12 protein-coding genes are annotated in these 12,397 nt (G+C 59.7%); 10 read left to right on the top strand and 2 right to left on the bottom strand.

Translation table 11 applies throughout. From position 1 onward, the window contains the following. Positions 1-10: 10 nt before the first annotated feature. Together FJY67_00060 and FJY67_00055 are read right to left on the bottom strand one after the other, a co-directional pair. Positions 11-1,114: a histidinol-phosphate transaminase gene (locus tag FJY67_00060; GenBank protein ID MBM3327852.1), complete on the bottom strand. Its 1,104-nt coding sequence runs from the start codon at positions 1,112-1,114 to the stop codon at positions 11-13. A gap of 40 nt (positions 1,115-1,154) precedes the next feature. Continuing rightward, positions 1,155-2,066 (bottom strand): hypothetical protein, encoded by a 912-nt coding sequence (locus FJY67_00055; protein ID MBM3327851.1) that lies wholly within the window; start codon positions 2,064-2,066, stop codon positions 1,155-1,157. A gap of 223 nt (positions 2,067-2,289) precedes the next feature. Between FJY67_00055 and FJY67_00050 the strand changes: the two genes are divergently transcribed. From FJY67_00050 to FJY67_00005, 10 genes are all read left to right on the top strand, one after another. Then, positions 2,290-3,612, top strand: a complete 1,323-nt coding sequence (locus FJY67_00050; GenBank protein ID MBM3327850.1) for a glutamine synthetase — start codon at positions 2,290-2,292, stop codon at positions 3,610-3,612. A gap of 193 nt (positions 3,613-3,805) precedes the next feature. Further along, entirely contained in the window at positions 3,806-4,279 is a 474-nt protein-coding gene (locus FJY67_00045) for a DUF177 domain-containing protein (GenBank protein ID MBM3327849.1), read from the top strand. Positions 4,280-4,282: 3 nt separating this feature from the next. After that, positions 4,283-4,465 (top strand): 50S ribosomal protein L32, encoded by a 183-nt coding sequence (locus FJY67_00040; protein MBM3327848.1) that lies wholly within the window; start codon positions 4,283-4,285, stop codon positions 4,463-4,465. An 85-nt stretch (positions 4,466-4,550) separates the two neighbouring features. Beyond that, a complete protein-coding gene (locus FJY67_00035) occupies positions 4,551-5,672 on the top strand; it encodes a phosphate acyltransferase (GenBank protein MBM3327847.1) in 1,122 nt (373 codons plus the stop codon). 58 nt (positions 5,673-5,730) lie between these two features. After that, positions 5,731-5,973 carry an acyl carrier protein gene (acpP, locus tag FJY67_00030; protein MBM3327846.1) on the top strand — a complete coding sequence of 81 codons (243 nt, stop codon included), beginning with the start codon at positions 5,731-5,733 and terminating at the stop codon, positions 5,971-5,973. 16 nt (positions 5,974-5,989) lie between these two features. Beyond that, positions 5,990-7,234, top strand: a complete 1,245-nt coding sequence (fabF, locus tag FJY67_00025; protein MBM3327845.1) for a beta-ketoacyl-ACP synthase II — start codon at positions 5,990-5,992, stop codon at positions 7,232-7,234. Between the two features lie 25 nt (positions 7,235-7,259). After that, on the top strand, positions 7,260-8,036 hold the full coding sequence (rnc, locus tag FJY67_00020) for a ribonuclease III (protein MBM3327844.1): 777 nt from the start codon (positions 7,260-7,262) through the stop codon (positions 8,034-8,036). A 64-nt stretch (positions 8,037-8,100) separates the two neighbouring features. Next, positions 8,101-9,114: an ABC transporter ATP-binding protein gene (locus FJY67_00015; protein ID MBM3327843.1), complete on the top strand. Its 1,014-nt coding sequence runs from the start codon at positions 8,101-8,103 to the stop codon at positions 9,112-9,114. A gap of 683 nt (positions 9,115-9,797) precedes the next feature. Next, complete coding sequence (locus tag FJY67_00010; GenBank protein MBM3327842.1) at positions 9,798-11,057, top strand: adenosylhomocysteinase; 1,260 nt, start codon at positions 9,798-9,800, stop codon at positions 11,055-11,057. A gap of 327 nt (positions 11,058-11,384) precedes the next feature. Further along, positions 11,385-12,020 (top strand): thioredoxin family protein, encoded by a 636-nt coding sequence (locus FJY67_00005; protein ID MBM3327841.1) that lies wholly within the window; start codon positions 11,385-11,387, stop codon positions 12,018-12,020. Positions 12,021-12,397 lie beyond the last annotated feature (377 nt).

Here is a 12,397-nt window from a genome sequence, read left to right as displayed (position 1 = left end):
GCCGTTATCGTCATCCAACGACCTCGCCCAAGGTGTCGAAGAAGCGTCGATTCTCTTCCGGAAGTCCTATCGAGACCCGGACGTAATTGTTAAGGCCATAGGAATCGACGGGCCGGACGACAACGCCAAGTCGCAGCAAGCGGTTGAACAACTCCCGTCCCGGCAGCAGCGTCCGGACGAGCAGGAAATTCGCAGCACTCGGGACAAACTTAAGCCCCAATCGGAGCAGTTCCGACTCGAAGACCATCATCTGCTCGCGATTGAGGGCGATGCTGCGGGCCAGAAAGTCGTCGTCGTCAAGCGCCGCTAGTGCCGCCGCCTGACCTAACGAGTTGACATTGAAGGTCTCGCGAACCCGCTGCAGGGCGTTCGCCAGGGGCAACGGGGCGATGGCATAGCCGACGCGCAGGCCGGCCAGTCCATAGGATTTGGAAAAAGTGCGAAAGACGATCACCGGACGGCCCTCACGAACATATGTGAGGGTGTCGGGATAGACCTCCGGAACGCGATAGTCGTAGTAGGCTTCATCGAAAACGACGATCAGGTCGCCGGGCACCCGGTTTATCAGATAGTCCGTGCCATCCCGGTCAAGCAAGGTCCCGGTCGGGTTGTTAGGATTGGCGATGAAGAGCACCTTAGTCCGCGGAGTCAAAGCCCTCAGAAGCGCATCAGGATCGTAACCTAGACCCGGCATTTCGGCCCAGCAGACGACGCCGTTCATGATCTGGACTGCAATGCGGTATTTGAAGAACTCATAGCGCCCAATAACCGCCTCCTCGCCGTCGCCGATAAAGGCTTCGGCTACCAGTTCCACCAGTTCCGTCGAGCCGTTGCCCATAACCACCGAGTCAAAGGAGACGCCGTGCCGTACAGCCAGTTTCGACCGCAGTTCAAATGCCGCACCGTCGGGGTAGCGGTGCAAGCCGCGAAGAGCCTCTCCGACAGCCTCCAGCGCTCGCGGTGATGGTCCGAGAGGGTTCTCATTGGAGGCCAGTTTCACCACGCCGGTGAGGCCTAACTCGCGCTCAACCTCGGCGATCGGCTTGCCCGGTTCGTAGGGAGCGATCTCGGCAAGTCGGGGGCGGGCACGGGTGTAAAGTGAGTGAGCGGTCAAGGAACAGTGTTGTAAGTTTGGGACTTCAGCGGGTAGGAAGTCATGTACCGACACGCGAGACAGTGCGAAGCAGCAGAAACCCGGTAATGGCCATTACCATAGCCAACATAAGAGCCGCGTATGCCGGAATAGGTGAAGGCGCCGGGGTGGTCTGCCGGTAACGGGAACTGTAGATTTCGAGGTCCCAGTTGCGCTGCAAAGCCACAATCACCGGCCCGGGATTGGACTTCGACTCGGAATAGAGCAACTGTTCCGGCGTAAATGTCCGGCCCCGCTCCAGGAAGACCTCATCGTCGCCGTTCAGGATTCGCAGCGCGACATGTCCGTCCGGGCGGACTCCCGGATGATCGCTCTCGAACTCCGCCAGCGGGAAGCGCGGCCGGTCGATGAACCCGTCGATCAGGCGGGGGACGTCCTTCTCCAGATAACGGTCGATGGAAAAGAAGCAGCCGGCGAACTGGTAAGGCATCAGATTCGTCATCGGCACCGGCAGGAATCCAAGCCAGTGGCGCTCACCGTGCGCTTTAAAGGTACGTATGAAGAGTTGACCCGGGCGGAGGCCTTCACCTAAGGTGCTCCGCAGATTGTCGAGCACTATCTGCATCGCGTCGGGATCGACCGGATGGTCGGTGGCGAGACGGCTGCCGTCGGTCCACCAGACGAAGCAGGTCGGGAGGTCGTCATCGGGTGCCCACTTGGCCATTTGGTCGATGTTGACCTCGCCTCGATCGGGGTGCTCGAGCATGTAAGCCGAGAGCCGTTCCAACGGCGCAAAATAGGCATCGGTCAGGACTTGATGCAGTGCTGTGGCGATGGCTCGACCGAGCGCCGGGGTTGGAGCGAGCGGATCCGGTTCGGGAGCGGGAGGCCTAAAAAGACCTGCCAACGCCCATCCGGCAAGTGCCGCCGCTCCATATAGGAGGGCTTGTCCCAAACCGCGCTTGATGTTCACCTCTCAAGATAGGAACAGGAGTCGCTGCTTTCAAAGTCCCTGACGCGATCCCCCGAGTTGCCCCATCGTTGCGAGAGGTGAGAGTGAGGCTTGATTTTCGAGGTGCGGTTCATTACCTTGCGACATCTTCCACGGCAGTTGCAGCCTTGACCCCGGCCGGACCATATGCCGGCAATGGCGCCTCAACCTTCACCGTTTATTCCCAATTATCAAGGAGTTAGATATGCCTTTCGATCAGGAAGGCGTCCTCAAAGAAGTTCACGATCGCGGGATCGAAATCGTCCGGCTATGGTTTTCGGACATCAACGGCCACATCAAGGGCTTTGCGATCCCGGCGCGGGAACTCGAGGATGCTTTCGAGCAGGGTATGGGCTTCGATGGATCCTCCATCGAGGGCTTTGCGCGGATTCACGAGTCGGATCTGATGGCTCATCCCGACCCGGCGACCTTTGCGATCTTCCCCTCCAATGGCGGCTACAAAGCCGCGCGAATGTTCTGCGACCTAAAGACGCCCGACCGCAAACCTTATCCCGGCGACCCCCGGTATGTCCTGCAGCGCAACCTCGAGCGCGCTGCCGCGATGGGCTTCAGCCTGTTCGTCGGGCCGGAATTGGAATACTTCTACTTTAAGGACTCCAATTCAACCGAGATTCTCGACCACGGCGGCTACTTCGACGCCTCGATCAATGAGATCGGGACGCTGCTGCGCAAAAAGACGATCTTTGCTCTCGAGGAGATGGGCATTCCGGTCGAGTATTCACATCACGAGGTTGCGCCGTCGCAGCACGAGATCGACCTCCGCTTCGGCAGTGCGCTTGAGATGGCCGAGCGCTGCCTTACCTATCGGTTCATCGTCAAGGAGATCGCCCGGCAGGCAGGCTATTACGCAACCTTTATGCCGAAGCCGATGTTCGGCGTGAATGGCTCCGGGATGCACACCCACCAATCGCTCTTCAGCGGCGGGCGAAACTCTTTCTTTGACCCGAACGGCGACTATAGCCTTTCAACGACGGCACGGCACTATCTGGCGGGACTCCTGAAATATATCCGTGAGATCACAGCAGTGCTGAATCAAACGGTCAATTCTTACAAACGGCTGGTGCCAGGCTACGAGGCTCCGGTCTATATTTCGTGGGGCCAGATGAACCGCTCGGCGCTGGTGCGAGTGCCGCGGATTCGGATCGGAAAAGAGAAGTCAACCCGCGTCGAACTGCGGTCGCCCGATCCGGCAGCCAATCCTTACCTGGCCTTTGCGGTGATGCTGGCAGCGGGCTTGAAAGGGATTGAGGAGAAACTGGAAGCGCCTTCGCCAGTGGAGGAGGATATCTATCACCTGACCCCGTCCGAACGTGAACGGCTCGGCATCGGGACGCTGCCGGGAAGCCTATACGAAGCGGTGATTCTCGCCCAGGAGAGTTCGCTGGTGAAAGAGGCGCTGGGAGATCACGTCTTCGAAAAGTTCATCGAGAATAAACTGATCGAGTGGGACGAATACCGGATGCAGGTGACGGACTACGAACGCCGATCCTATCTGCCGGTGCTCTGATTGAGAGATAGAACTTGGAGGGCGGGTTTAATCCCGCCACTACAGACGGCTTGATTTCCGCCCTCCAGGCAGACCGGTTCCCTCCCCTTCTTACCACTGCACGATTGCACTATTCCGCTCTTTTGCGTCCGGCTTCTCATCCTCACGCCGGGCGGTTGACTAAAGGTTATCTCCCACCTTATATTTTGCGGTTATGATGATCCGCATCGCCGCGCTCGCTGCCGGAGTGAACCGCTGGGTCGAGCGTGTCGAAGCGTCCGCCGTCGGGCTCGATTCCGATGTTTTCCCGAACATCATTACTGTCTCCCTCGAAGCTGATAAGCGCTTTGGCAAGGTCGCAGTCGCGGTCGCTTCGCAGGGAGATGGATCGTTCCTCTGCGATCGTTGCGGCGAACCCTTTAACCGCAATTTGGGTGGTCGCTTCGAGGTAATGTTCGTCGAGCGAAACGAGCCGCTGCCCGACGAGATGCCGGGCGACGATCTGCGCACTTACCGGCCAGGTGACGAAAGCCTCGACGTCTCGACTGAAGTGCGCGACGCCCTGGTGCTCGCAATCCCGATGAAATTGCTCTGTCGCGACGACTGCCGCGGGCTATGTCCGCGCTGCGGCGCCAATTTAAATCTTGAACCCTGCCGCTGCCCGGTGCGCGGCTCTAACGACGAGTAAACAATGGCAATAGCCCAGGCCAAGACATCCCGCGCCCGTCGCGACAAGCGGCGCAGCCATCATAAGTTGCAGGCAGCCGGCATCGCCGAATGCCCGAACTGCCATCAGGTCTCTCTGCAGCATAACGCCTGCCCGCATTGCGGATACTACAAAGGCCGTCAGGTCATCAAGCCGCGGGAAGCGTAGAATTTCTAAGACGCTGGAGCGCTCAAGTGCTTAAGCGTTAAGGTTTCAATACTCAACCGAGAACTTGAACCCTTGAGAACTTGCGATGCGCATTGCGCTTGACGCATTGGGGGGTGATCGGGCACCGGACATTGCTGTCGAGGGTGCCCGTAGAGCGATGGAACTGGCAGTCCAGGAAGGGATGTCGGAACTTGAAGTCGTCCTGGTCGGTGATCGCACTCAGGTCGTGAGCAGCCTGACCGGCGCCTTGCCGCCAGAACTTGCCTTCCTCGACATTCCGATGACCCCCCCGGATGCGGAGGATCCTCATCTGGTCGGCTCGGACCCCGACTCAGCCATTCGGACGGCGCTGAGACTGCATGCGCGGGGTGAGTTCGATGCCGTCGTATCGGCCGGTGGAACCGGTGCTCAAGTGCTGGCATCGCTGCTCGAATTGGAAAAGTGTTCCGGCATCACCCGTCCGGCCGTCGGCGCTGTCCTTCCGACTGCAGCCGGGCCGATGTTCCTTGTCGATGTCGGAGCCAGTCTTGTTGCAAGCCCGCATCACCTGGTGCAGTTTGCCGTGATGGGTCAGGTCTATGCGCGGGTGGTGCTGGGAGTTGAGTTGCCCCGGATCGGCCTGCTCAATGTCGGTCGGGAGTCCGGTATCGGCGAACATTCCGTCGTCGAAGCACACCGGCTGCTTGCCGAGAGTCCTTTCGACTTTATTGGCAATGTCGAGGGCCGCGACCTGCCGGCCGGCATCGCCGACGTGGTCGTTACCAACGGCTTCACCGGCAACGTCGTCCTGAAGATGCTGGAAGGTCTGCCCCCGCTCCTCAGCCGATTGATGCCCGAATTGGCCGCCGAGTCCGGTGCGGCACATCTGGCGAGAGCATTCGACTATCAGAGCCTGGGCGGAGAACCTTTGTTAGGGGTGAAGGGCGTCTCGCTTATCTGTCACGGCGCATCGGATGCCGACTCGATTGCGGCTTCGATATTCAAAGCCGCCCGTATCGCCCGTGCCGGTATAGATAGTCTCATCGAGGCGCAGATCGAAGGCGCATTTGACAGTTATTTCAGCCGCGTCAAGTATTTAAGGTCGTTTCGTCGCGGTCTGAAATGGAGTTTGCGCGCACCGGCGGAGAGCGATGGACTTTCCACAGTCCAAGGTGTCCCGGAGCCTGTCACAAGACCCGAGCCCAAGAAACGAAGCCGTAGTCGCTGAACCGAAATAACACATTTTACCATAAATTCAATCTCACAAAGACCCCCGGGAGGGCAGAATGGACTACGAAAGTCGCGTCCGTGAAATCATCGTCGAGCGCCTTGGCGTCGATGCCGCAAAAGTTACCAATGAAGCCTCATTCATCGACGACCTCGGTGCCGATTCGCTAGATACCGTCGAACTCATCATGGCCTTCGAAGAGGAGTTCAGCATTGAAATCCCCGACGAGGAAGCCGAGAAACTGACCACCGTCGGGAAGTCGATCGACTACCTGAAGGCTAAACTCTCTGAGAAAGGCTAAAGCGGTGTCCGCCGCTCTGGCAGCCCCGCGACGGGTCGTCGTTACCGGCATAGGCGTAGTTACGCCGGTCGGTAGTTCGCTCGCGGCCTTCTGGGATAACCTTGTCGCCGGTCGGGGAGGCGTCCGCCATATCACGCGAATGGACTCGTCCGAATATCCGACCCAAATCGCCGCCGAGGTTACGGACTACAACCCCGAAGACTACATAGAGAAGCGCGAACTGCGTCATCTCGATCTCTTCTGCCAGTTTGCCATTGGAGCCGCGGTGCAGGCGGTCGAACACTCCAGAGTCGACTTCAGCGCGACCGACCGCGATCGCGTCGGCGTCATCATCGGCTCCGGTATCGGCGGAATGTACATTTTCGAGGAAGTCGTCCGCACCATCCACGAACGAGGACCGCGACGGGTAACGCCGTTCTTCATTCCGATGATGATCTCCGATATCATTGCCGGGCACGTCTCGATACGTTACGACCTCCGCGGCCCCAATTATGCGACGACCTCGGCCTGCGCTACGTCGGGGCATGCCATCGGCAGTGCGATGCGCGAGATCCGCTACGGCTTTGCCGAAGTGATGATCACCGGTGGAGCCGAAGCGCCGGTCTGTGCAGCCGGGCTGGGCGGTTTCTGCGCTCTTAAAGCGCTCTCGGCCCGCAACGACGACCCCGAGCATGCCTCGCGGCCCTTCGATGCCGGCCGGGATGGCTTTGTGATGGGTGAGGGTGCCGGGATACTGGTGCTCGAGGAACTTGAGCATGCCCGTCGGCGCGGCGCGACGATATACGGCGAAATCGCCGGCATCGGATTCACCGGCGATGCCCATCACATAACGGCTCCGCCCGAGGATGGGCACGGCGCGTTGCGCGCGATGAAGGCTGCGGTCGAGGATGCCGGACTATCCTTGACCGACATCGGCTATATCAACGCCCACGGCACCTCGACACCGCTTAACGATGCCTCCGAGACGAAGGCCATCAAATCCCTCTTCGGCGATCACGCTTACAAAATACCGGTCAGTTCGACCAAGTCGATGCACGGGCATTTGCTTGGCGCTGCCGGCGCTGTCGAGACGGCGGCGACGCTCCTGGCGCTGCGCGACGGCGTCCTGCCACCGACCATCAACTACGAATCGCCCGATCCTGATTGCGACCTCGACTACATCCCGAACGTCGCGCGCCGGGTTCAGGTCGAGGCGGCTCTCTCCAACACCTTTGGCTTCGGCGGACACAACGCCTGCATTGCGGTCAAGCGTATGGCATAGTCTCATCGGTGGTTTCCGGCTCCTCATGGCAGGATCCCGGGACCGCCGATTGGCGGCGCTCGAGCATGCGCTCGGCTATCGCTTCCGCGACCCTTCGCTGCTTCGCCGCGCCCTGACGCACCGTTCCCACCTTGCCGACACCGGCGGGCTTCCCTCCGACGCCAACGAAACGCTTGAATTGCTGGGCGACTCGGTCCTTGATCTGATCGTGATCGAAGAACTCATCCGCCGCCGGCCCGAGGCATCAGAGGGCGAGATCAGCAAGTTGAAAGCGATGATTGTGAGCGGCGAAGCATTGGCGCGAGTCGCGAGCGACCTCACGCTGGGGCAATTTCTCTACTTGAGCCAGAACGAATCGCGCAACGGCGGTCGTCGCCGCAACTCTATCCTCGAAGACACCTATGAGGCGATCGTCGCCGCAATCTACCTCGACAGCGGTTTTCGGGCGGCTGCATGTTTCGTCGAACGGACCGCGCTAAGGACGCTCGACACTCTAATCGCTCACGGTCGCGACAGCAACCACAAGAGCCGCCTGCTCGAGTTCGCCCAAGGACGGGGCTTCGAGTCGCCGCGCTACCGTGTCATTCGCGAGTCGGGGCCGGATCACGCCAAGATCTTCGTTGTCGAGGTCTCAGTCGCCGACAGCGTGCTTGGAACCGGGAGCGGTCCATCCAAGAAATCCGCCGAGCAGGCTGCGGCAATGGAAGCAATTGTCGTTCTGGAGCGGCGGGATAAAACCACAATCGATCGTATGGCCGTCGAGGATTTAGTCCTGCTGAATGAAGTCGAACATCCGGGCTGACCAATCGCCGCTCCGGCCATTGCTGGAGTGAAGTTCCGGACGGCACCACTAACCTTCCGCATCGTTGTCCACCTATTCCATAGAAACCGACACTCTGGTACGGCGTTTCAGGCTCGACCGGATCGCCCGTCGGGAACGTGGTGAAAGCATCCTGACCGCCCTCGACGGGATCTCCGTTCAGGTGCGGCGGGGCGAACTCTTCGGACTACTCGGACCGAACGGCGCCGGTAAGACGACGCTGATTCGGATCCTCTGCACGTTGCTTTCGCCAACAGGCGGACGGGCGCTGGTCGAAGGGCTTGACGTCGAGCGCGACATATGGCAGGTGCGCCGCCTCATCAACTCGGTCTCCGGTGGCGAGTCGTGCGGATACGGCATCCTGAACGCGCGGGAGAACCTGCGCCTCTTTACCGAACTCTACGGCATCCCCTGGCGCGACGCCCGACCCCGCGTTGAAACGATGCTGAAAGCTGTCCGGCTTGAAGACCTTGCCGGCGTCCGGGTCAACAAACTCTCAACCGGCCAACGGCAACGTATCAACTTTGCGCGAGGTTTCGTAACCGAGCCGAAGGTGCTCTTCCTCGACGAACCAACCGTCGGCCTCGACGTTACGAGCGCGCTCGACGTCCGCAAATTCGTCAAGGGCTGGCTCGCCGAACGTCCGCAGGCGACGATCCTCCTGACGACGCATTATATGGCCGAAGCCGATGAGATGTGCGACCGCGTGGCTATCATCGACCACGGGAAGGTCGTAGCCTGCGACACACCCAGGGCGCTGAAGAGGATGGTCCAGAAAGAGACTGCGCTCGAACTGACAATTTCCGGCTCTGAACCGACTCCCGCCCACTGGCAGAACCTTGGCGGCGTCTCGCGGCTTTCGTCTTCGGTCGCACCCGACGGCGCTTCGACGCACGTCAAAGCCCTGCTGGCAGATGGCGAAGCCGGCAGCGCTCTGATCCAGGCCGCTTCGACCGACGGCCGGCGGCTGCTCGACTTTCGCACCGTCGAACCGACACTCGAGGATGTCTTCCTCAAGTTGACTGGAAGGCGGCTGGTAGAAGAGGAGAATGCTGAATGAAGAATGCAGAACGTAACGCCGTCATCCTGACGGCAATTGCAACGTAACGCCGTTATCCTGACGGCAATTGCAACGTAACGCCGTCATCCTGACGGCAATTGCAACGCAACGCCGTCATCCTGACGGCAACTGCAACGTAACGCCGTCATCCTGACGGCAATTGCAACGCAACGCCGTCATCCTGACGGCAATTGCAACGTAACGCCGTCATCCTGACAGCATTTGTAACGTAACGCCGTCATCCTGACGGCAATTGCAACGTAACGCCGTCATCCTGACAGCATTTGTAACGTAACGCCGTCATCCTGACGGCAATTGCAACGTAACGCCGTTATCCTGACGGCAACTGCAACGTAACGCCATTATCCTGACGACAATTGCAACGCAACGCCGTCATCCTGAAGGCAATTGCAGCGTAACGCCGTCATCCTGACGGCAACTGCAACGTAACGCCGTCATCCCCTGACGGCAACTGCAACGTAACGCCGTCATCCTGACGGCAATTGCAACGTAACGCCGTTATCCTGACGGCAACTGCAACGTAACGCCGTTATCCTGACGGCAATTGCAACGTAACGCCGTCATCCTGACGGCTGCCGCCTGGAAGGCGGCGTTACGCAGATCAAACATAGCAACTCAAGGGACTTCACCTCATGGCTCTGCGCTCCCAACCTCATAGCGATATGACTATACCTTACGACGTAGCCGACATGGCGCTTGCCGACGAGGGCCGCCGGCGCATTCTCTGGGCCGATCAGGATATGCCCGTTCTGGCGCAGATTCGCGAGCGATTCTCACGCGAGCAGCCCCTCGCAGGCGTCAAGATGGCAGCCTGCCTCCACGTTACCGCCGAGACCGCCAATCTGATGCGGACGCTCGCAGCCGGTGGCGCCGATGTGCGGCTCTGCGCTTCCAACCCGCTCTCCACCCAGGACGACGTCGCCGCAGCGCTGGTGCAGCATTTCAACATCCCCGTCTTTGCCATTCACGGCGAAGACAATACCACCTACTACCGCCACATCCATCAGGCGCTCGAGCACAAGCCCCTCTACACGATGGACGACGGCTGCGACCTGGTAACGACGCTCCATCAGGAAATGCCCGCCATGGCCGCACAGATGAAATGTGGAATGGAAGAGACGACGACCGGCGTCATCCGCCTGAAGGCGATGCACCAGGACGGCGCGCTGGAGTATCCGGTCATCGCGGTCAACGACGCGCTGACTAAGCACTTCTTCGACAACCGTTACGGCACCGGCCAGTCCACCATCGACGGGATCGTCCGCGCGACCGACGTCCTGCTCGCCGGCCGGAGGGTCGTCGTCGCCGGCTACGGCTGGTGTGGACGCGGCTTTGCAATGAGGGCGCGGGGGATGGGCGCCATCGTCGCCGTCACCGAAGTCGATCCGATCAAGGCTATCGAAGCAGTCATGGACGGCTTTCTGGTGATGCCAATGGCCGAAGCCGCCCCGTGGGGCGACCTCTTCTGCACCCTCACCGGCGACATCGACGTCCTACGGCCGGAGCACTTCGCGGCAATGAAAGATGGCGCGATCGTCGCCAACTCGGGGCACTTCAACGTCGAGATCGACATCCCCGGCCTCGAGCAGATGGCGGTCGAAAAGCGCCCCGGCGTCCGGCGTAACGTCGATCAATATGTCCTGAAAGACGGACGCAAGATCAACCTCCTGGGCGAAGGAAGGCTCATCAACCTCGCAGCGGCGGAGGGCCATCCGGCTTCGGTGATGGACATGTCGTTCGCGGTGCAGGCGCTGACGAGCGAGTTCGCCGCAAAGCACGATCTGCCGCTCGGCGTCCATACCGTCCCGCCCGAGATCGACCAGACTGTCTCGACCCTGAAACTGCAGGCGCTCGGCATCCGGATCGACACCCTGACCCCGGAGCAGGAAGAATACCTGAAGAGTTGGCAGCACGGGACGTAGGGAAGGCGGATTTAGAGGATGGCGTGGGGTAGGACAGGATACCGGTCCTGTCGCTTGCGTGTCTATGACTACAGATCATTCGTGGCTGGCGGATGAGGGCATCCGCCAGCGCATTGCGGGCAGACGAGGGCATCCGCCAGCCACGACGTAAAGCGTAGAGGATCAAGATACAAATAACGGACGAATAGTCGACAACCAATCTTCCCAATCTGCTCTTTGCTCCGCACTCTTTGATAATGGCAAACCTGGAACACCACCCGCATCCCCCCCGTATAACCTGCAACGGCACTCGCCGGTCACCTCGCATCAATTCACAGGTAACGCCTTATGCACCATAGACTTCGCTCCGCGTCTGCAGCGTCATTCGCGCTCGCTATATCTGTCTCTCTACTGACTACTACCTATGCGTCGGACCTTGTGCCGCAACTCGAGATCGGCAGACAGGCGCCTGACTTCACGCTGGTCAACGCCATCGACGACCGGCCGGTCGCCATATCCGCTCTGAAGGATACTGCCCGGGCGGTCTGCGTCATCTTCGCCGCCAACCATTGTCCGGTCTATGTGGCTTATGAAGAGCGCATCATCGATCTCGGCCGGCGGTTCGCCGCAACCGGGGTTCAGTTTCTGCTCGTCGCTTCAAACGACACCTCGTTCGTCCCCGAGGACGGCCCGGCCTTCATGAAGGCTCGCGCCGCCGAAAAGGGATATCCCTTCCCCTACCTCTTCGACCCCGACCAGTCGGTCGGAAAGGCCTTTGGGGCGCGCGTGACGCCGCACGTCTATCTCTTCGACCGCGGCCTGATCCTCCGCTACCGCGGTGCCATCGACGACAGCCGCGATCCTGATGACGTCAACCGGCACTATCTTAGAGATGCCATTACCGCTCTTCTGGCCGGAACGCCCGAGGCGATTGCTGAGCCCGCCACCATTGCCAAAGGCTGCACCATCAAGTGGAAGAAGTAGAAAGCAGAATGATGAATTTAGAATGAAGAATGAATCTGTGACCTGAAGTATGAGCGATCATTAGTCATCTATTAGGCCGAGTCTTTATGTAGTGGTGGGCAAGCGCCCTCGTCCGCGTACACCACGTCACACTTCACACGCCGGACGAAGGCGTCCGGCATGCACAAGTATCTGCATCGCATCATCACTCTTCACTCTACACTACTTACTCTTTATTCTTCATTTGTATTGTCTTGTCAACGTGTTTACAATCAAGCAGCTTTTGGAGCCGCGATAAGTCGTTCTGCTGGGGTGCAGCCGTTTAGTCTATAGCCCTGATGCGGGCGGTTACAGTTATACTCGTTCATGAACCTGTCCAGGTCACTCTGGAGCTGTTC

The sequence above is a fragment of the Calditrichota bacterium genome (assembly GCA_016867835.1).
GTDB lineage: Bacteria > Electryoneota > AABM5-125-24 > Hatepunaeales > Hatepunaeaceae > VGIQ01.
The sequence above is the reverse complement of the archived record's forward strand: the minus strand, read 5'-3'. Positions and strand labels throughout refer to the sequence as shown.